Here is a 20,502-nt window from a genome sequence, read left to right as displayed (position 1 = left end):
TTCACTTGAAACCATTGGTATATTTTCTTTTTTTGATATCTGGGTTTTACGGAACTGCCCAGATGGATTGTATTTTAGGCGTTGGCGGTAGGGATAACGAGACCATTACCAAAGTTTTTGAACTCACGGAAGAGCAAAAGGAGGACTTGAAAAATTGGAGTGCCGAACTAAAAATCAGGAACGATATTTTTAAGGAACGGGCAGAGTACCTAATGAAACAAAATGAGGACAGCTCGCCTGAAGTTCTGATTGAAGTGTCCAAAAAGTACCAATCCTTTATTGATAGCATGGCAAAAAATGTCCATATGATGGATAAAAGACTGCTGGAAAGTTTCACTCAAACACAATATGATAGGTATTTGAAGCTGTGCAACCAAATGACCCTGCGCCCCATCTATGTAAATAGGTCTGTTGACGAAAATTGACCGAAATGTTAAGAACTGTTTTAAGAGTTTTTATTTTTGTCCAAAATCCATTCTGAATGTACAAAATCCTTATTCGTCCGGTACTTTTTTTGTTTGACCCAGAAGCCGTGCACCACTTTACTTTTAGGGCTATAAAGTTTTTTTCAAGATTGGGTTTGGGCAGTATTTTCCGAAAGATTTTTGTTGTTGATGACCCAAGATTGGAACGGGAAGTATTTGGCGTGAGGTTTAAGAATCCGGTGGGATTGGCCGCTGGTTTTGATAAAGATGCCAAACTGTACAACGAGTTTTCGGATTTTGGATTTGGATTTGTTGAAATAGGTACGGTAACCCCAAAACCACAACCGGGCAACCCCAAAAAACGGTTGTTCCGATTAAAGGATGATGAGGCCATTATCAATAGGATGGGGTTCAACAATAAAGGTGTTTTTGAAGCCGTTGAGCAGTTGAAGAAGAGTCATCGCGTAATTGTTGGAGGTAATATTGGTAAAAACAAGGTTACACCCAATGAGGATGCCTTAAAGGATTATCTCATCTGTTTTGAAGCTCTGTTCGAGCATGTGGACTATTTTGTAGTAAATGTGAGTTCACCCAATACGCCAGGTTTGAGAGAACTTCAGGATAGGGAACCACTCACCAAATTGCTCAAAAAGTTAAAGAGTCATAATAAAAAAATGGCCAAGAGCGTGTCTAAGAAAGAAAAACCGATATTATTGAAGATTGCTCCTGATTTAACGGACGACCAACTATTGGATATCATCGAAATTGTGGCCGACACAAAAATCGAAGGGGTAATAGCGACAAATACCACGATTGCACGAAATGACTTAAAATCGCATTTGACCTTATCTGAGGAAGCAGGCGGTTTAAGTGGAAAACCATTGACCAATAGGAGTACCGAGGTAATCCGATTTTTGGCTGATAACAGCAGAAAGGCATTCCCGATTATAGGTGTCGGCGGTATACACTCCGAAGCTGATGCGCTCGAAAAATTGGAGGCAGGTGCGGATTTGGTGCAGCTTTACACCGGTTTTATATACGAGGGACCGGCACTTGTCAAAAAAATCAACAAGGCCATTTTGGAAAAAATGACTTAAGGTAGTATGTACGGTTTGCTAATATTTCTGGAAACCATCAATTCACCCGTATTGATTGCATTTTTGGTGTCTTCCTTGGTTTTAGCCATTTCACCGGGACCTGATAATATTTTTGTGCTCACCCAAAGCATCAGTAACGGAACAAAATCCGGCCTGGCCACCGTATTTGGATTGGTCTCCGGTTGTTTGGTGCATACCACACTTTTGGCTTTTGGGGTGTCTGAAATCATTAAACAAAGTGATGTTTTGTTTTTTGCCATCAAATTATTTGGTGCCATATATTTATTGTACTTGGCTTATCAAGTTTATCGTAGTGATGCCTCCATTCTTCTGGATGACAAAAACAGAACTACCAAATCACCAAGAAAACTTTTTTGGACCGGTTTCACCATGAATGTGCTTAATCCTAAGGTTACCATCTTCTTTTTGGCATTTTTTCCTGGTTTTTTGTTCAGTGAGAGTCTAAGTACTGTAGTTCAATTTTACATTTTGGGATTACTTTTTATGCTTTCCGCATTCATTGTTTTCGGTACAATTGCAGTTTTGGCGGGTAAAATCACCAAGTATCTTTCGCGTCATCAAAAAACAGGATTCTATTTAAAATGGGTGCAGATAGTTGTTTTTGTGGGGATTGCTCTTTATCTGTTTCTGTCGGAGAAATAAGTGCTATTTTTACGGGAGACTATGCAAAAAGTAAAACTCATAGAATGTCCAAGGGATGCCATGCAGGGTATCAAAACCTTTATTCCTACGGATGAAAAGGTGAAGTATATTCAATCGCTTTTGGGCTGTGGTTTTGATACCATCGATTTCGGAAGTTTTGTATCTCCCAAGGCCATACCGCAAATGCAGGATACCGCTGAGGTTTTGGCAAAGTTGGATTTGTCCCGCACCCGAAGTAAACTTTTGGCCATTGTGGCCAATGTACGAGGCGCTCAAGATGCCTGTGAACACGAAGCTATAGATTATCTGGGTTTTCCATTCTCCATTTCCGAAAACTTTCAGATGCGGAACACACACAAGACGATAGACCAATCGGTGGAAACGCTAAAGGGAATCTTGGAATTGGCAGACGCAAACAACAAGGAGGTGGTCACCTACATTTCCATGGGATTCGGAAATCCATATGGCGACCCATGGAACGTGGAGATAGTAGGGGAGTGGACCGAGAAATTGGCCGATATGGGAACCAAAATCCTATCCTTGTCCGATACCATTGGAAGTTCCACACCAGAAGTAATCGATTATTTGTTCAGCAATCTGATTCCGAAATACCCAGAAATAGAGTTCGGTGCCCATTTGCACACTACGCCCGTTAAGTGGCACGAAAAGGTGGATGCGGCGTACAAGGCCGGTTGCCGCCGTTTTGATGGAGTAGTGCAAGGTTTTGGTGGTTGTCCCATGGCGAAAGACGAGCTGACCGGCAACATGCCCACAGAGAAAATGCTGTCCTACTTTACTACAGAAAAGGCAGATTCAGGTGTTAACTGGATGGTTTTTGAAGCGGCATACAACAAAGCCACTGAGTTGTTTTCCGTGTATCATTGATTCCTTAATCGATTTAAATCCTTCGCTATTTATTTAGATTGAGTCTAAATTGATATCTTTGATGCTTCCAATCATTCATCATTATGAGATATAACGGTCTTTTGCCCAGCTTCCCTAAAGAACTACGTTTTTTTATAGCAACATTCGTATTTGTTTTATCCGTAGGTTATTTCACGGGATTGCTTTTTATCCAAGAAACGGAATCCACCACACCAGCTGGAATCGAGGAAAATTATTTGGGTAATGAAGATGATGAAGATGCGGAAGAAATGAAATTCAAAAAAGGGAACCGTGAGATGCTGACCATAGTCCATACACATATACTCTCCATGTCACTCATATTTTTTCTTTTGGGTGGATTGGTATGGCTAACAAAAGCCCCAAAAAAGCTTAAACTTTTTTTGACGATAGAACCGTTCCTTTCCATAATTCTAACATTTGGAGGTATTTATCTCATGTGGTCGGGTATTGATTGGTTCAGGTATATTGTGGTGTTTTCTGGAATTTTGATGACGATTACCTACACGGGCTCAGCTATCTTAGTACTTTGGCAATGTATGTTTCCGAAAACATTCAAAATATCAGGTATCAGTTCTCGATGAATTGATAGTCGATTTCATCGTGACTTAATAATGCTACGCCTTGCTTTTCAAAACACAGTAGGCTTAGTAGTTCACTGACTTCCTCCTTATTTACCAAGATGATGAAATGTTTTTTGCCCACGGAGATTGGAATTTTACGTTGATGGCCCCAATTTTTCAAGTGTTTTTCCCAATAGGGAATATCTAGCTGTTCAATGTATTCTCGTAAAGCGTCTAGCTCCCATTCATACAACTCAAAACAGAGGTTGTTGTATAGTAATTGAAATAATTTGGTGTGGTCACAGAAAGTCAACACCCCATTTTTCGACCGGCTCATCACATTCAAAAATCTGCACATAAAAAAAGATTTGAACCCTAAAGGTAATAATTATATAGAATGATTCTAAATAATCGAACAAATTTCTAGGAGCCGAAAAAATGTAATACGGGCACAGCGAGGTAATCCAATAAATTAGTGGTATATTTGCACGCAATTAATCCGTAATTGCAATGGAAGCTCACCAGAACAAAATTGTTGGAGAAGGACTTACGTACGACGACGTTCTTCTTGTGCCGGCATACTCCGAAGTACTTCCCAGAGAAGTAAATATTCAATCAAAATTTACAAAGAACATCACCATAAATGTCCCCATTGTTTCCGCAGCGATGGATACAGTGACCGAATCCCGTATGGCCATAGCCATGGCAAGGGAGGGCGGTATTGGTGTGCTTCATAAAAATATGACCATAGAGCAACAAGCACTTAAGGTCAGAAAAGTAAAGCGGGCAGAGAGTGGAATGATCATGGATCCTGTTACTCTACCATTGGAATCCTTGGTGCGCGATGCCAAAGCAAGTATGAGAGAGCATAGTATCGGTGGAATTCCCATTGTGGACAGCAACAAAAAGCTGATCGGTATTGTGACCAATCGTGATCTTCGTTTTGAGAAAAATGACGATAGGCCCATTGCGGATGTAATGACGTCCGAAAATTTGGTGACTGTCGCCGAGGGTACTTCACTTCAACAGGCAGAAGTGATCCTGCAAGAGAACAAAATTGAAAAACTTCCGGTAATAAATGACAATGACGAGCTTATAGGCCTCATTACCTTTAGGGATATTACGAAACTTACCCAAAAACCCATAGCCAATAAGGACCAGTACGGACGATTGCGCGTAGCTGCGGCAATTGGCGTCACAGGAGATGCGGTAGATCGTGCAGCAGCCTTGGTCAAGGCTGGCGTAGACGCCGTAATCATAGATACGGCTCACGGGCACACCAAAGGTGTGGTAAGTATTTTAAAGGCGGTAAAGAAATCGTTCCCGGAACTGGAAGTGGTCGTCGGAAACATAGCGACTGCTGAAGCCGCAAAATACTTGGTAGAGGCCGGTGCCGATGCCGTAAAGGTTGGAATCGGGCCAGGTTCCATTTGCACCACGCGTGTTGTGGCGGGGGTTGGATTTCCCCAGTTTTCCGCTGTTTTGGAAGTTGCCGCCGCATTAAAGGGGACTGGTATTCCTGTTATCGCGGATGGAGGAATCCGATATACCGGTGATATCCCAAAAGCATTGGCGGCCGGGGCGGACACCGTAATGTTGGGGTCCTTGCTTGCGGGCACCAAAGAATCTCCGGGAGAAACCATAATCTACGAAGGAAGAAAGTTTAAATCTTACCGCGGAATGGGCTCTGTAGAAGCCATGAAGCAAGGTAGTAAAGACAGATACTTTCAGGACGTTGAGGACGATATCAAAAAGTTGGTTCCAGAAGGTATAGTTGGCCGTGTGCCTTACAAAGGGGAATTAATGGAAAGCATGCACCAGTTTATTGGTGGGCTGCGGGCAGGTATGGGCTATTGCGGTGCCAAGGATATCGAAACCCTTAAAAACAACGCTCGATTTGTAAAGATTACATCAAGCGGAATTCACGAGAGTCACCCACATAATGTTACGATTACAAAAGAAAGTCCGAACTATAGCAGATAAGAAATAAGGTCAAAGCGGCTGGGGAATTTTATTTCCCAGCGTAGCTTTGCCAATCTTTGTCCTTATAAATGTTGTCGCCAAAGTATTTGGCAATCTGCATAAAAGGTTCCACCTGTTGATAACCGGGAACGGGAGATAACATATTTAGAGATTCATCCAAGAAAACAACCGTAGGATAGCTCATTTTTCCCTGTAATAGTGCAGCTGCAAGCTCATGGTAGCCTCTTCTTCCCGAGGGAACATACTTGAAGGTCTTACCTTGATATACGATAGGGTCTTTACCTTCAGCATCCATTTTTACCATATAGAAGTTGTCCTGCATATATTTGGATACTTCGGGGTTTTGAAAAGTGTTTTGGTCCATTTTTTTGCACCATCCGCACCAGTCCGTATAAACATCCACAAAGATTTTTTTGGGTTTGGCATCCGTTTTGGAAAGTTCAACGGCCTCTTCCCATGATATCCAGTTAATATCTTGAGCTTGAATACTAAAGCTAGTGAATACTAGAAAAAGTAAGCTGATTTGGGTAAAAATTGAGCGCATAGTCTTGGTTTTTTGACGTAATCGTCGTCGTATCAATACAAAACTAACGAAAATTGTGCCAAAAAAGTATTGCCTTTAACAGTCTAATAATGCTTTGTGCTTACTTTACGGTTTGCTTTTTTGATGGTTCAAAAAGTTCCTTAACGTCAACTTGATTATTCAAGATATCATCAAAGGTTTCCCTTTTTCTAATCAAATGTGCTTTGCCCTGATACCAAAGTACTTCCGCGGGCCTGTATCTGGAGTTGTAATTGCTTGCCATGGTAAAACAGTAAGCACCGGCATTTTTAAAGCATAGGATGTCCCCTTCGGATATTTCGTTGATTCTGCGGTTGCTTCCAAAGGTATCTGTCTCACAAATGTACCCCACTACGGAGTAATAACGCTCCCTGCCTTTTGGATTGGAAATATTTATAATTTGATGGTTGGACCCATACAGCATAGGTCTTATCAAGTGATTAAAACCTGAATCGATACTGGCAAAAACGGTAGAGGTGGTTTGTTTTACCACATTTACTTTTGCCAAAAAGAAGCCAGCTTCGCTTACCAAGAATTTACCCGGCTCAAAAGCAAGGGTAAGCTCTCTACCATATTCTTTGCAAAACTCATTGAACCTTTTGGTCAATTTTTTGCCCAACTCATCCACATTGGTCTGTATATCACCTTCTTTATAAGGAACTTTAAACCCGCTACCAAAGTCGATAAACTCTAGATCCTTGAAGTTTTTCGCGGTTTCAAAAAGTATTTCCGAAGCATAAAGAAAAACATCAATATCCAAAATATCGCTACCTGTGTGCATGTGAATACCGTTGATGTTCATGTTGGTCAACTCCACAATACGCAATAGGTGTGGAATCTGATGTACGCTGATTCCAAATTTAGAATCGATATGTCCCACGGAGATGTTGGAATTTCCTCCCGCCATCACATGAGGGTTGATACGGATACAAACGGGAATATCAGGGTGCTTGCTTCCAAACTGTTCCAAAATGGAAAGGTTGTCTATATTCACCTGAACCCCTAGTGCTGCGGCTTCCTCAATCTCTTCCAAAGAAACCCCGTTAGGGGTGAAAATGATGGATTCCGGTTTAAACCCGGCCAGAAGGCCTAATTTTACTTCTTGTATGGATACCGTATCCAGACCACTCCCAAGACTGTTCAGCAATCGTAGGATGCTAACATTCGACAAAGCTTTGGCCGCATAGTTCAGCTTTAGATTGGGTACGCCCTTAAAAGCATTGGTGAGCTTTTTGTATTGTGATGTGATCTTATCGGCATCATAAACATATAGCGGTGCGCCAAATTGCTCGGTTAGCTGAAGTAAGTCCTTAGAATTCATATTGTACGGTATTTTGAGCAAAACTATATTTTGTTGCTTATACACGCAAGAAATAAAACATTTTTATCAAAATATAACAAGTTGTTTTATTTAAAACAACTATGGTTTTTTTGGAGTTGCGGATTTAGGTTTTCATCTGTATTTTTAGGCAAATCGCAACAATGAAACTACCCTTATTCCCATTACAGTCGGTATTTTATCCGGGAGAAACGGTGCCGCTACATATTTTTGAAGACCGTTACAAACAATTGATAAACGATTGTAGAAGAGAGGCCATGACCTTTGGTGTTCCGGTTTATATCAACAATTCTATTTCCTATGGCACCGAGGTGCAATTGGTAGAAGTCGTGAACACATATGATACCGGTGAGATGGATGTCGTTTGCGTGGCGCGTCAAGTTTTTAAGGTGCTGAGCTTTGAAAAGCAGATGGAGGGAAAACTTTACGGAGGGGGAGAAATCGAGTTTTTATATCACGAGAACGATGCGGATGAAAGTTTAAGGGAAGAAGTGCTTCAAAAAGTGGAGGAACTATACGATATTATGGATGTGCCATTTGCAAAAACATCGCCAAAACAATTCAACAGTTATTCGTTGGCCCACAAAATGGGTCTCTCCTTTGAGCAAGAATATGAATTATTACTGATGACCAAAGAAACGGACCGCTTGAATTTTATCAAGGCCCATTTAGAAACAACGACCCATGTTCTCAATAAGGTGAATCGAACCAAAGAGGTGATTGAAATGAACGGACATTTCAAAAACTTTGATCCTTTGGACTTTCAAGATTTTAAGTTATAGTTATTCCCTTTGACAAAAGATGCAATTTATAGGTGCTTATCTTTAATTAATCATTTAACATCTTCAATTTGTCAGCGGTGTTTTCTATTTTTGTCTTCAAACAAAAGTAAATTCACAGATGAATCTTCACGAATATCAAGGAAAAGAGATTTTAGCGAGTTTTGGAGTTAGAATCCAGAGAGGGATAGTTGCCCACAACGCCAAGGAAGCGGTAGATGCCGCAAAACAACTTACTGAAGAAACCGGAACCGGATGGCACGTAATCAAAGCGCAAGTACATGCTGGTGGCCGTGGTAAGGGTGGTGGTGTAAAACTCGCCAAAAACTTGAAGGAAGTTGAAGAGTTGGCGGGTAACATTATAGGAATGAACTTGGTTACCCCACAAACATCTGCCGAAGGTAAAAAAGTACATCAAGTTTTGGTGGCCGAGGATGTTTACTATCCAGGTGACAGCGAAACCAGCGAATTTTATATGTCAGTTCTTCTAAATAGAGGCACGGGAAGAAACATGATTATGTATTCTACCGAAGGAGGAATGGATATTGAAGAAGTGGCGGAAAAAACTCCACATTTGATCTTTACTGAAGAGGTGGACCCGGGATTGGGACTGTTGCCTTTCCAAGCAAGAAGAATCGCTTTCAATCTTGGACTTTCCGGAACTGCATTCAAAGAAATGGTAAAATTTGTGATGTCTTTGTACAAAGCGTATGTTGAAAGTGATTCCAGTCTTTTTGAAATCAACCCAGTCTTGAAGACTTCCGATGATAAAATTATGGCAGTTGATGCCAAGGTGACCATTGACGATAATGCACTTTACAGAAGAAAGGCTTATGCGGAAATGCGTGACCTTCGTGAAGAAAATCCAATCGAGGTTGAAGCTCGTGAAGTTGGACTGAACTATGTTGATTTGGATGGAAACGTAGGGTGTATGGTGAACGGTGCCGGTTTGGCGATGGCCACTATGGACTTGATAAAAATGGCAGGTGGTGAACCAGCTAATTTCTTGGACGTAGGAGGTACTGCTGATGCCAAAAGGGTAGAAGAGGCCTTCCGTATTATCCTTAAAGATCCAAACGTAAAAGCAATCCTTATCAATATCTTCGGAGGAATCGTTCGTTGCGATCGTGTTGCCCAAGGTGTTGTGGATGCCTATAAAAACATGGGAGATGCCATTCAGGTTCCAATTATTGTAAGGTTGCAAGGAACCAATGCCGAGTTGGCGAAGGAAATTATCGATAACTCTGGCTTGGCGGTACATTCAGCTGTACAATTTAAAGAAGCTGCAGATAAGGTAGAGGAAGTGTTGAGCTAGTTCTACCACTTAAAAATAGAAAAGGGCAACGTTTTATTAACGTTGCCCTTTTTTTATTTCACAATGTATCCGTCATAAATTTTAGTGCTTTTCTATACTGTTAACAATATTCCCTACGTATTCAATAAGTTCTTTCTAATCCTTTGAATTCTTTACAAAGAAAGGGGCTCATTTAGTGATATTGTTGCAGAGGTAACTACATTAAACATTTGTTAAATCGTTAAAGAGTGTAACAATTATGTTTTTTTATCGTCTTATTTTTGAGGTGTCATTAAAAAGGGAGTTTAATCAACTCTAAATATTGACATATTGTTAATCATCAATTTTAATCAAAAAACAAAAAATCATGAGAAAATTTAAAACGATTACGGTAGCATTGGCATTTTTTGCAACTATGAGTGCTTTTGCAACAAAAGGAAAGAAAGCTACAAACGACAACAACCTTTCCGGTCAGATTTATGAAATGTTGAAGGACAATCAATTTAATGCCGACCAGAATGAGTTGACAGCAGAAGTGAAGTTCATCGTTAACGAAAAAGGTGAATTGATCGTACTTTCTGTAGAGACCAAAGATGAAGTTTTAGAAGGTTTCGTAAAAAGCCGTTTAAACTATAAAAAGGTGCAATTGGACAATGTCGCACCGGGTAGGGTTTACGAAATCCCAGTACGTATTACCGCTTAAAAACGGGAATTGTTTGAGTTAGTTAGAAAAAGCCCTGAATTTCAGGGCTTTTTTGTGTACTAAAATGAGCTGTTTTGGAGTTATCTATTTAAGATTGCTAACCAAAACCTTAATTTATGGGTAGTTACGAGGAAAAACTGAGCATTCTCTCCGAGATGATCGCCTTTGCCAGAGTAGATCATTCCCTGAAACAATCGGAATATGATTTTTTACTGAAAGTAGCCCATAGTCTGGAGATAGATAAAGATGTTCTCGATGGTCTCCTCAAACAAAAATCTCCCAAAATTCGATTAAAAACCCAAGCAGAACGGATTGTACAGTTCCATAGACTTATGCTTTTGATGAACATAGATCAGGAACAACATAAAAAGGAGATTGATACACTTTATAATATTGGCTTGAAAATGGGTTTGCCTCCATCTGCTATAACTCAGGTGTTGGAGGTGATGCACCGCTACCCAGACAACATTGTTCCGCCCGATGTGCTTATAAATATCTTCAAGGCACACTATAATTAATGTCAAATTGACACCTTTTCCAATTCATTTCATGCCAAATAGGCATGTGTTTTCTGTTGGTATAAGTTTTGTCTTATACATGGTGATTTGAATGTTTAACTAAAAATTGAATCGCCATGAGTATAGTAAAAAGAAATAACCTGTTTTTTCCATCCTTGATGAATGATTTTGTAAGTCCTGATTGGTTCGGCGGAACTGAAAAGTGGAATACATCGGTTCCCGCAGTAAACATAAAGGACAATACAGAAGGATATGAATTGGAACTTGCCGTTCCAGGTATGAAAAAAGATGATTTTAAAGTTGAGATCGACAATGATGTCTTGACCATTTCCAGTGAAATGAAAACTGAGAATGAAGAAAGCAATGATAATTATACAAGAAAGGAATTCTCATATTCTTCATTTAAAAGAGCCTTTACATTGCCTGAGACCGTAGACGGTTCCAAAATCGACGCTAAGTACGAGGATGGAGTGTTGAAATTGACATTGCCCAAAAAACAAGAGGCCTTGCCAAAACCAAAAAGATTGATAGAGATTGCATAAGACATTAGAACACCAACTATAGGTGTTTCATGATGGTTGGATTAGTTGGTTAGTTGAGAAGCGCTCCTACATATGCGGGGGCGCTTTTTTTATTCCTTTTCCTGAAGCATTTTTATCTCGTCCCTTAGTTTGGCCGCTTGCATAAAATCGAGCTCTTTGGCCGCTTTTTCCATAGCTTTTCGCTTCTCCCTGATTAATTTTTCCTTTTGATCTTCAGTGATATATTTTAGATCAGGTTCGGCAGCTCTCAATTCTTCCTTTTGAAAGTGGTAGGTGGATACGGAATTTTTGGCCAATGCACTATCTAGGTTTTTCTTTAATGCTGTAGGAGTGATGTTATTCTCCTTGTTGTACGTCATCTGCTTGTCCCGACGGTAATTGGTTTCGTCAATGGTCTTTTGCATGCTTTCGGTGATTTTGTCCGCATACATTATGGCCTTTCCGTTTAGGTTACGCGCAGCTCGGCCCACGGTCTGTGTCAGAGAGCGGTTACTACGTAAAAAACCTTCCTTATCCGCATCCAAAATGGCCACCAGGGATACTTCTGGTAAATCCAAACCTTCACGTAAGAGGTTTACACCTATCAGCACATCAAAAAGCCCTTTTCGTAAATCCTGCATAATTTCTACTCGCTCCAGTGTATCCACATCACTATGGATATAGCGACAACGGACATCGATTCTGGTTAGATATTTGGTAAGCTCCTCCGCCATTCGTTTGGTCAGGGTGGTGACCAATGTGCGCTCATCCAGTTCTACCCGTTGCTGAATCTCTTCTATCAAATCATCAATTTGATTTTCACTGGGCCTAACTTCGATGATAGGGTCCAATAATCCTGTAGGGCGGATAATCTGTTCCACATAGACCCCTTCGCTGAGTTCCAGCTCATAATCTGCTGGTGTGGCACTCACATAAAGCACTTGATTTTGAAGGGCTTCAAACTCTTCAAACTTTAACGGACGGTTATCCATGGCCGCAGGTAAACGGAATCCGTATTCGACCAAATTCTCTTTTCTCGAACGGTCACCCCCATACATGGCATGCACTTGCGGAATGGTAACATGGCTTTCATCTATGACCATTAAATAATCATCTGGGAAATAATCCAACAAACAGAACGGTCGGGTGCCTGGTTTTCTACCATCTAAATACCTGGAGTAATTCTCTATTCCAGAGCAATAACCAAGTTCGCGTATCATTTCAAGGTCGAAATTCGTGCGTTCCTCCAAACGTTTGGCCTCCAAAGGCCGACCGATTTCCTTGAAATAATCTATCTGCTTCACAAGGTCGTCCTGTATCTCCTTTATGGCATTTTGAAGCACATCCGGTGAGGTAACGAACATGTTCGCCGGGTAGATGTTCAAGGTGTCATAAATCTCGATGACATTATTGTTGTACGGGTCCAATGCTTCGATTTCTTCAATTTCATCACCAAAAAAATGGATGCGAAATGCATGGTCCGCATAGCCAGGGAATACATCCACCACATCGCCTTTTACTCTAAAATTACCATTTCTGAAATCTGCTGTGGTACGGGCATACAGGCTTTGCACCAGTTGCTTCAAAAATTTGGTTCTTGGGATGACTTGGTCCCTATGGATGGTAATGACGTTTTTCTGAAACTCTATTGGGTTTCCGATACCGTACAAACAGGAGACGGAGGCCACCACAAGTACATCACGCCTTCCTGAAAGCAGAGAGGAGGTGGTACTCAATCGTAATTTCTCTATATCCTCGTTTATGGACAGGTCCTTTTCAATATAAAGTCCGCTTGTGGGGATATAGGCCTCTGGCTGATAGTAATCGTAGTAGGATACAAAATATTCCACCGCATTGTTGGGAAAAAATTGCTTGAACTCCGAATACAATTGCGCGGCCAAGGTCTTATTGTGCGCCAAAACCAAGGTGGGCTTCTGAACCGATTCCACCACATTTGCAACGGTAAACGTTTTTCCCGACCCGGTAACTCCGAGCAAGGTCTGATGTTGGGCCTTGGAATCAATGCCCTCTACCAATTGTCGTATCGCCTCGGGCTGATCGCCTGTTGGCTTAAAGTCGGAAACTACCTGAAATTTCATAAAGTAAAAATACTAAAGGCAGTCGCTAAATAGAAGCAAAGCTCTAATATTCTTGCTTGATGTTGTTACAAATCACGTTTCTTCAACAAGGCATAAGATAAATAGATAAAAATAGCCGTCCAGATAATGACTATGAAGAACTCGTACCAATAGACATGGTAGTCAAACTTCATGTCTTCACCAATTTGTTGCCCAATATTTTGAACGGCAGATAGCCTTGTAAAGGGTTCTTTGATCAAATTGGACATGGATTCTAACGGAAAGAATCGTTTTACTGCTTTGGCAGCTTCCCAACTCATCACTTTCCATCCCAATAAGCCAAATACCACTTGCTCAAATATGGTCCAAAGAATAAGGAAACCAAGGGCAAATGCCGACCGTTTCACCAATATCCCCAAGAACAGGCAGAAGGAGAAGAACCCGACCAACTTGATAAAGAAAGCGGGCAAAAACTCCAAATCGGAGAATATAATGGACATTTCGTTGTAGTCTGAATAGGCCAGACCAAGAATCATGGACACCACAAACACAAATATGGTGGATATGAGCGCAAAGGATATTACCGTGAGAACTTTGGACGTAATGAATTCCTTTTTGGATAATCCGTCTATCAAATTTTGTTTTATGGTCTTGTTGCTGTATTCGTTGGACATCATGGAAACTATAACAATGGCCAAAAACAGCTTGAAAAGTGCTGTGACAAAAGTATTGAAATGCCAAATGTAGGGGAAGTTAAATATTCCCTGATCTGCAAGGTGGAACTCTACCGGGCCAATATCAAATTTAATGGCAGCGATAAGTGCAATGGAGGTCAAGAGCACAAAATAGGAGATGATCAGTACCTTGCTGGCCCTATTGTTCCACAGTTTTATAAATTCTATTTGTAGGAGACGTAACATTCGTTTTTTGATTATTGGTTCTTGGTCAGGGTTAAAAATTGTTCTTCAAGGCTTTCTTTGCGCTTTACCAGGTGGGATAGTATAATCCCTTTTTCGAACAACATTTTGTTCAAGCTTTCGGCATCCATTTCCTCTTTTAAATAAGCCGTAAGGGTACCATTAAAGACTTCTATTTTGCCAAAACTGGCACTTTTTTCCAATAGGGTTTGCAATTGGTCCAAGTCGGTAGATCTTAATTCAAAAAAACCATGACTTGCCAGCATACTGTCGACAGGACCGGAGTAAAGGTTTTCTCCTTTTCTTAGAATGATAACATGGGAACATACCTTTTCCACCTCGTCCAATAAGTGAGATGCCAATAAAATCGTGGTGCCTTGGTTCGCTATAGTTTTGATGATTTCCCTGATTTGATGGATTCCCTGAGGGTCCAAGCCATTGGTTGGCTCGTCGAGAATCAGAATTTCTGGGTCGTTAAGTAGGGCGGAAGCGATGGCCATACGTTGTTTCATACCCAACGAATAGGTTTTGAACTTGCTGTTACGACGGTCCCACAGGCCGACCAACTCCAATTTTTCCTGTATTTTGGTTTCTGGAACATCTTTTATTTTGCACACCAGTCTTAAGTTCTGGATGGCATCCATGTAAGGATAAAAATTGGGCCGCTCGATGATGGCCCCCACTTTTTTTAGGGCATCGTGGGTGGTTGTGGAACCATCGAACCAACTAAATTCTCCGGAAGTTCGGTTCACAACATTTAAAATAATGCCCAAAGTGGTCGATTTACCACTTCCGTTAGGTCCCAAAATGCCGTAGACGTTCCCCTTTTCTATGGTGAAAGAGAGGTCTTTGACTGCAGTGAGATACCCAAACTTTTTGGTAAGATGGTTTACGGTAAGTATTGTTTCCAAAAGATGCTATCGTTTTTTGAATGGTTTATACTAACTTGACGAAGAATAGTGCAATTTGTTACAAATAATCGAATACAATGTCGGAAGAAAAGTTGATGTCGAAAAAGAAACCTGCTTATCCCATAAGCAAGGAACTCGATGAATATTTGGAATATTACAACCGAAAGATAGAAATCCCAATCCATTATGATGACCTCCTTCGGTTCTCGGGAAGTGTTGCGGTATATGATGCCAATGACGAGGATACCCTTTGGGTACGGGTGTTTTACCCAGAGTTCGACAGGGATGAGATAGACCTGGCTTTAAAGAGGGTCTACTCGAATTTTGTATCGGATGGTAGCGATAAGATTTTCCAATACCTGAACGTGGATTATGTGGATTACTGCACATTCGGAAATTCAAAGCCCTTTAGAATTAAGGTGAGGAATATCCTGAACGATAACTACACCTTGTTCTATGTAAAAAAAACCGATGCTTCCCGTGTGTATGGATTGGAGTTGGAGCATATGTTGTCGCCCTACAACCTTAATTTTGTCATTTATCAAAATACACTGATCGAGGAGCATATTGTAGGTATTCCCGGTGATGTGTTCTTTAAAAAAAATCTGCCCGAATGTTCAGAGTTCGATAAAGCACAGATTGCCAAGGAATTTGTAAAGTTCAATGAGCGTTGTATGATTCGGTTATTGGGCGATATGCGCTCGTACAACTATGTCATTGTGCCCACACACGATTTTGATAGTGTGAACTACAAGATCAGGGCTATCGATTTTGACCAGCAATGCTATGAAGGAAAAATAAAGGTCTACCGTCCCCAATTTTTTAAAGAGAACAAGGTGATGGTCGATTTGGTGCAGAGCAAATTGACGGTCGACTCCGTGAATCAATATATTGTGGAGGAGCGCTCCATAATCGCCAAAAGAATATTGAGCTGGGGCAGAAGACTAAAAAGACTTTTGGATGTCTGCCAAGTTGATACCATAGCGCCACCAGAAAATATGGAAATGCTAAAAACGCAGTTATTGGACCTAACAGGTGATATTAATTTCCGAGATAGTAAAACCATGGGCGAAGTGCTTATACACGCCTTAGATTTTGTAAAACGAAACTACGAAGATGTCAGTATGAAACAGATTATAGATAAAAAGTTCTAGCTTTTCTGTTCTTTGTTGAAATACACGAGGTAGTAGTACATCTGCCTTTCTTCGTCCCAACCTTTTTCCACAAATTTTTCTGCGGATTCCGGGTTGATAAAATCCATTTTTATCTGAATGTTGGTGTCGAGGTTGATGACATTCTTGATTTTCTTACGGGCATCGCTCACAGCTTTGTTCGCAATATCAAAATTGGAAACATCCTCAATGCTATATTTTGGACCTTTCTCAACCTTGTAATGCTTGAATTCTGGTATGAGTTCAGGGTTTTCCATAACCTCGTTCAAGAATGAGGTCTCCTCAAAATTGTCATTCTTGGCAAAGTGGTTCACCGCACGGTTCATGAACATAACCTCTTGTTGCTTGTCCTCTGCAGGAAGCACAACGTCTTTTGCAAAGTTCTGGCAGAACTTCAGGTAGTTTTTGGTGTAGAAGTTATCATCCGTTAACGGCAACACACCTAGAAAGTTTTCGAGCCAATATTTGGCATCATAACGGTTGCTATCTACGGAAAGAACTTTAAAGCCTTCTTCCTTGTTGATGTTGAATACGATACATCCTTTGTCAAGCTTGTTGATGTTGATACCTTGTCGAATCAAAATCTCCAAGTTGTGCTCATTTTCTTCAAATTGAAGGAAATCGTGCTTCAACTCACTTTTAAAAATACCAACGGCATCCGTTTTTTGGTTGTCGATGACCATATCGGAAAAATGGACCACGTAAACTTCCCCACTCTTTATATGTGGGTGGTTGGATTGCTCAAAAAGGTAGGTAGTGATTTTTTTTGAAAGTCTATGGTTGTCAGATGGATTTTCAAAAATACCAGTTACCGCTGCATGAACCTCATTGAACTCCAAATCTACCTCATGACCAAACTTATAGTAGTTTTCTTCTTTCTCCCTAAACGGTTTAAAAAAGTATTCCTTTAAAAGTCCTGCCATTTCATCGTTCAGTGAAAAAGGTTCTGCGGATAAAAAGGCAGACTCATTCTTACTTTTATTGCCAACACGATGAAGTGAAATACTTTCAATTTGGGCGTTATATAGGTTTAGCATGCTAAGAGTAAATGTTAATGGTTAAAAAACTTGGTCAAGAGATCGGTTAATTCCAGTTTTCGTCGAAGTCCATATCGTCGTAGCTGTCCAAAAGGTCGTCATAGTCTCCTTCTTCCTCTTCATTGGACTCTGCTTCGAACTGTTTTTCCGGCGGGGCATCCGGGAGTTCACCAAAGGTGAACAATAGGTTGGGATATACCCTTCCATCTTCTTTTTCGACGACGTCTGCCAATTCCACAAAAAAGGTCCACATGCTAAAAAAGTCGTACACGTAAATCATTTTGGGGGTGTTTTCCGAAAGCACATCATCAATAGAGGTCTCGTTCATCAAACGGATATCGGAACCGTTCTCGCTCATATCAAAAAGAGCTATTTCCTCATCTTGGTTCCATTCCTCGTCACAAGTATAAAAAGAGGCCATTTCACTTCCCTCAAAACCAAAAGCTTGGGTAATGGCATTGTGAAAATCCTCCAAGCTACTTTGGTCTTCAATTTCGATATCTCTAAAGATATCTTCCTCAGCATCAAGTATTATCCTGATTTTATAAATCATCCATCAAATTTTAGAGTGGGCACAAAGGTACAATAAATAGACCTTATTTGGAGAACCTGTGCAGGGTAAAAGTCATGGCTGCCAAAAGGAAAAATGCACCAATTTGATGCGCTATTCCCAACCAAAGCGGCACAGCGTAAATCAACGTGAGTACACCCAATAAAAATTGGACAAATACTAAGCCCAATAGGGTTTTTAATCCTTTTTCTTGAAGAGGAGTACGTTGGATTTTACGGGTTCTATACCAAATCAATGCGATAAACGCAACTACGATGTACGCCAAATACCGGTGCACAAACTGTACGCCGCTCTTACCTTCATAAAAGTTTTTGATAACGGGTTGCTGCTCAATATAAACAGTTTCGTGAATCAACTTGCCATCGCTCATCAACGGCCAATGATTGTGAATAAAACCGGCATCCAAACCTGCTACAAAGGCGCCCCAAATAATTTGAAGCAATAGAACCACAAGTCCCGATCGAATCAGGTTTCTGATTTTTGTATTGATTTCTTTCTTATATGGGTAGATGAGGTCCAGAGCGACCCAAAGGCTGTAAGCAAATGTGATAAACGCAGTGGTCAAGTGCGCGGCCAGTCTAAAGTGACTTACATCTGGGCGGTCCACAAGTCCACTTTTTACCATGTACCAGCCCAAAAAACCTTGGAATCCTCCTAAAAAGAGCAGAACCAAGCATTTTTTCACAGTTGGGCGGTCCAATTTCCTTTTCAAGAGAAAATAGAGGAACGGTAAAATAAAAACCACTCCTATAAATCGTCCAATGACCCTATGTAGCCATTCCCAGAAATAAATATCCTTGAATTCCTCAATTCCGAAATGGTTGTTGAGTTTTTGGTACTCTGGATATTGTTTATATAGGTCAAAGGCTTCTTGCCATTCTTGTTCGTTCATGGGAGGGATGGTCCCGTGAATCAATTTATAGTCGGATATGGAAAGCCCAGAGTGGGTAAGCCGCGTAATACCGCCTACCAGAACCATCACAAAAATTAGAAAACACCCAGTTAACAACCAATACACTACATATTTGTTCTTATTCATTCGGAATGGACTTTTAGGTTCAATTTTTTGCCTTTTTCCAACATAAAATTGTAGGCAGCCTCGTATTCGTTGGGAATTTCGCCTTCCAAAATCGCTTCTTTAATAGCGTCCTTAATGATGCCGATTTCTTTGGAGGGTTTCAAGTTAAAGGTCTTCATGATCTCTTCACCGGAAACTGGCGGTTGAAAGTTTCGGATATGGTCCCGTTCCTCGACTTCCACTATTTTTTGACGAACAATCTTAAAATTGTTCTTGTATTTTTTCTGTTTTCGCGGATTTTTTGTTGTGATGTCGGCCTCACAAAGCGTCATCAAGTCTTCCACAAAATCCCCTGCATCAAAAACCAATCGTCGTACGGCAGAATCCGTGACGTGGTCTTCTGATAAAATGATGGGCCTTGAACTCATCAATACCATTTTCTGTACAAACTTCATCTTCTCGTTCAATGGAAGACGAAGTCTTTTAAAAAGTTTATAGACCATTTTGGCCCCGACGAATTCATGCGCGTGAAAGGTCCAACCGATTTTTTTATGGAATTTTTTGGTGGGTGCTTTTCCAATATCGTGCAGTAAAGCCGCCCATCGTAACCATAGGTTGTCTGTGGTTTCGGAAATATTATCCACGACCTCCAGGGTGTGCCAAAAATTATCTTTATGGCGTTGACCTTCTATTTCCTCTATGCCTTGTAAGGCGGTGAGCTCTGGCAATAGTATAGGTAGCAGCTCGGTTTTGTGCATCAACGAAAATCCTAGAGATGGTTTGGAACTCATCAATATTTTGTTGAGTTCGTCCACGATACGTTCCTTGGAAACAATTTTGATACGGTCCTTGTTCTCTGTAATGGCCTGAAGGGATTGCAGCTCAATCGTAAAATGCAATTGTGCGGCAAACCGGATGGCGCGCATCATCCGAAGCGGGTCATCAGAATAGGTAATGCCGGGCTCCAAAGGGGTGCGAATAATTTGCCTATCCAAGTCTGCTAAACCATCAAAAGGGTCTAAAAGCTCCCCAAAATTGGATTGGTTCAATGCTAAGGCCATGGCATTTATGGTGAAATCCCGTCGGTTTTGATCGTCTTCCAGAGTGCCGTCTTCCACAATGGGCTTTCGGCTGTCCCGATTATAGCTTTCTTTGCGGGCACCCACAAATTCAAGCTCTAAATCCATGTGCTTGATCATGGCCGTACCGAAATTCTTGAATACCGAAATCTCTGGTTTCCCCTTTAGTTTGGAGGCTACTTTTTTGGCAAGGTCTATTCCACTGCCAATGGCAACGATATCAATATCTTTGGGTGTACCTCTTTTTAAAAAGTAATCACGTACAAAACCACCGATGACGTAAGCATCTACGCCCAACTCATCTGAAGCTTCACCAATAAGTTTAAAAATAGGATGTTGTATTGCCTTTGTATGGAATTCCTTCGCCAT

At 40.9% G+C, this 20,502-nt stretch carries 22 protein-coding genes; 12 read left to right on the top strand and 10 right to left on the bottom strand.

Annotation, left to right across the window (positions count from 1 at the left end):
* Positions 1 to 5 precede the first annotated feature (5 nt).
* The 5 genes from GUA46_RS11175 (at position 6) to GUA46_RS11155 (ending at position 3,672) form a co-directional block, all read left to right on the top strand.
* A complete protein-coding gene (locus GUA46_RS11175) occupies positions 6 to 425 on the top strand; it encodes a hypothetical protein (protein WP_176620553.1) in 420 nt (139 codons plus the stop codon).
* Positions 426 to 481: 56 nt separating this feature from the next.
* Positions 482 to 1,522 carry a quinone-dependent dihydroorotate dehydrogenase gene (locus tag GUA46_RS11170; protein WP_176620552.1) on the top strand — a complete coding sequence of 347 codons (1,041 nt, stop codon included), beginning with the start codon at positions 482 to 484 and terminating at the stop codon, positions 1,520 to 1,522.
* A 6-nt stretch (positions 1,523 to 1,528) separates the two neighbouring features.
* Positions 1,529 to 2,185, top strand: a complete 657-nt coding sequence (locus tag GUA46_RS11165) for a LysE family translocator (protein ID WP_108246550.1) — start codon at positions 1,529 to 1,531, stop codon at positions 2,183 to 2,185.
* A gap of 21 nt (positions 2,186 to 2,206) precedes the next feature.
* Entirely contained in the window at positions 2,207 to 3,070 is an 864-nt protein-coding gene (locus GUA46_RS11160; RefSeq protein ID WP_176620551.1) for a hydroxymethylglutaryl-CoA lyase, read from the top strand.
* An 83-nt stretch (positions 3,071 to 3,153) separates the two neighbouring features.
* Positions 3,154 to 3,672, top strand: coding sequence for a hypothetical protein (locus tag GUA46_RS11155; protein WP_176620550.1), 519 nt, complete (start codon positions 3,154 to 3,156; stop codon positions 3,670 to 3,672).
* Here the strand turns inward: GUA46_RS11155 and GUA46_RS11150 are convergent.
* A complete protein-coding gene (locus GUA46_RS11150; protein WP_176620549.1) occupies positions 3,659 to 4,009 on the bottom strand; it encodes a DUF6686 family protein in 351 nt (116 codons plus the stop codon). The genes GUA46_RS11155 and GUA46_RS11150 overlap by 14 nt on opposite strands.
* A gap of 152 nt (positions 4,010 to 4,161) precedes the next feature.
* Here GUA46_RS11150 and guaB point away from each other — a divergent pair, with 152 nt between their 5' ends.
* Entirely contained in the window at positions 4,162 to 5,634 is a 1,473-nt protein-coding gene (guaB, locus tag GUA46_RS11145) for an IMP dehydrogenase (protein ID WP_176620548.1), read from the top strand.
* A 28-nt stretch (positions 5,635 to 5,662) separates the two neighbouring features.
* Here guaB and GUA46_RS11140 read toward each other — a convergent pair whose 3' ends face one another.
* Both GUA46_RS11140 and lysA read right to left on the bottom strand, forming a co-directional pair.
* Complete coding sequence (locus tag GUA46_RS11140; protein ID WP_176620547.1) at positions 5,663 to 6,178, bottom strand: thioredoxin family protein; 516 nt, start codon at positions 6,176 to 6,178, stop codon at positions 5,663 to 5,665.
* A gap of 100 nt (positions 6,179 to 6,278) precedes the next feature.
* Entirely contained in the window at positions 6,279 to 7,517 is a 1,239-nt protein-coding gene (gene lysA / locus GUA46_RS11135) for a diaminopimelate decarboxylase (protein WP_176620546.1), read from the bottom strand.
* Positions 7,518 to 7,678: 161 nt separating this feature from the next.
* Here lysA and GUA46_RS11130 point away from each other — a divergent pair, with 161 nt between their 5' ends.
* From GUA46_RS11130 to GUA46_RS11110, 5 genes are all read left to right on the top strand, one after another.
* Entirely contained in the window at positions 7,679 to 8,317 is a 639-nt protein-coding gene (locus GUA46_RS11130) for an LON peptidase substrate-binding domain-containing protein (RefSeq protein WP_176620545.1), read from the top strand.
* Between the two features lie 118 nt (positions 8,318 to 8,435).
* Positions 8,436 to 9,629, top strand: coding sequence for an ADP-forming succinate--CoA ligase subunit beta (gene sucC / locus GUA46_RS11125; RefSeq protein WP_176620544.1), 1,194 nt, complete (start codon positions 8,436 to 8,438; stop codon positions 9,627 to 9,629).
* Between the two features lie 346 nt (positions 9,630 to 9,975).
* Entirely contained in the window at positions 9,976 to 10,311 is a 336-nt protein-coding gene (locus GUA46_RS11120; RefSeq protein WP_108246558.1) for a hypothetical protein, read from the top strand.
* A gap of 116 nt (positions 10,312 to 10,427) precedes the next feature.
* Positions 10,428 to 10,829: a TerB family tellurite resistance protein gene (locus tag GUA46_RS11115; RefSeq protein ID WP_176620543.1), complete on the top strand. Its 402-nt coding sequence runs from the start codon at positions 10,428 to 10,430 to the stop codon at positions 10,827 to 10,829.
* A gap of 116 nt (positions 10,830 to 10,945) precedes the next feature.
* Complete coding sequence (locus tag GUA46_RS11110; RefSeq protein ID WP_176620542.1) at positions 10,946 to 11,371, top strand: Hsp20/alpha crystallin family protein; 426 nt, start codon at positions 10,946 to 10,948, stop codon at positions 11,369 to 11,371.
* Between the two features lie 89 nt (positions 11,372 to 11,460).
* On the opposite strand, the gene uvrB is transcribed toward GUA46_RS11110, so the two are convergent.
* From uvrB to GUA46_RS11095, 3 genes are all read right to left on the bottom strand, one after another.
* Complete coding sequence (gene uvrB, locus GUA46_RS11105; protein ID WP_176620541.1) at positions 11,461 to 13,449, bottom strand: excinuclease ABC subunit UvrB; 1,989 nt, start codon at positions 13,447 to 13,449, stop codon at positions 11,461 to 11,463.
* 65 nt (positions 13,450 to 13,514) lie between these two features.
* Positions 13,515 to 14,348 carry an ABC transporter permease gene (locus tag GUA46_RS11100; protein ID WP_176620540.1) on the bottom strand — a complete coding sequence of 278 codons (834 nt, stop codon included), beginning with the start codon at positions 14,346 to 14,348 and terminating at the stop codon, positions 13,515 to 13,517.
* A gap of 11 nt (positions 14,349 to 14,359) precedes the next feature.
* Positions 14,360 to 15,256 carry an ABC transporter ATP-binding protein gene (locus GUA46_RS11095; RefSeq protein WP_176620539.1) on the bottom strand — a complete coding sequence of 299 codons (897 nt, stop codon included), beginning with the start codon at positions 15,254 to 15,256 and terminating at the stop codon, positions 14,360 to 14,362.
* Positions 15,257 to 15,333: 77 nt separating this feature from the next.
* Between GUA46_RS11095 and GUA46_RS11090 the strand changes: the two genes are divergently transcribed.
* On the top strand, positions 15,334 to 16,410 hold the full coding sequence (locus tag GUA46_RS11090) for a hypothetical protein (protein ID WP_176620538.1): 1,077 nt from the start codon (positions 15,334 to 15,336) through the stop codon (positions 16,408 to 16,410).
* Here GUA46_RS11090 and GUA46_RS11085 read toward each other — a convergent pair.
* The 4 genes from GUA46_RS11085 to GUA46_RS11070 are packed head-to-tail and all read right to left on the bottom strand — an operon-like array spanning position 16,407 to position 20,502.
* Positions 16,407 to 17,465 carry a nucleoid-associated protein gene (locus tag GUA46_RS11085; protein ID WP_108246566.1) on the bottom strand — a complete coding sequence of 353 codons (1,059 nt, stop codon included), beginning with the start codon at positions 17,463 to 17,465 and terminating at the stop codon, positions 16,407 to 16,409. The two genes, GUA46_RS11090 and GUA46_RS11085, sit on opposite strands and share 4 nt — an antisense overlap.
* A 46-nt stretch (positions 17,466 to 17,511) precedes the next feature.
* The gene (locus GUA46_RS11080) at positions 17,512 to 18,018 is read right to left on the bottom strand and encodes an IS1096 element passenger TnpR family protein (RefSeq protein WP_108246567.1); all 507 of its coding nucleotides are present in this window, start codon (positions 18,016 to 18,018) and stop codon (positions 17,512 to 17,514) included.
* Positions 18,019 to 18,061: 43 nt separating this feature from the next.
* The gene (locus GUA46_RS11075; protein WP_176620537.1) at positions 18,062 to 19,075 is read right to left on the bottom strand and encodes a COX15/CtaA family protein; all 1,014 of its coding nucleotides are present in this window, start codon (positions 19,073 to 19,075) and stop codon (positions 18,062 to 18,064) included.
* Complete coding sequence (locus GUA46_RS11070) at positions 19,072 to 20,502, bottom strand: CCA tRNA nucleotidyltransferase (protein WP_176620536.1); 1,431 nt, start codon at positions 20,500 to 20,502, stop codon at positions 19,072 to 19,074. The genes GUA46_RS11075 and GUA46_RS11070 overlap by 4 nt, the downstream gene beginning before the upstream one ends.

The organism is Flagellimonas chongwuensis, from assembly GCF_013376415.1.
Classification (GTDB): Bacteria; Bacteroidota; Bacteroidia; order Flavobacteriales; family Flavobacteriaceae; genus Flagellimonas; species Flagellimonas chongwuensis.
Note: the sequence above shows the minus strand (reverse complement) of the source record. Positions and strands in the feature narration are given on the sequence as shown.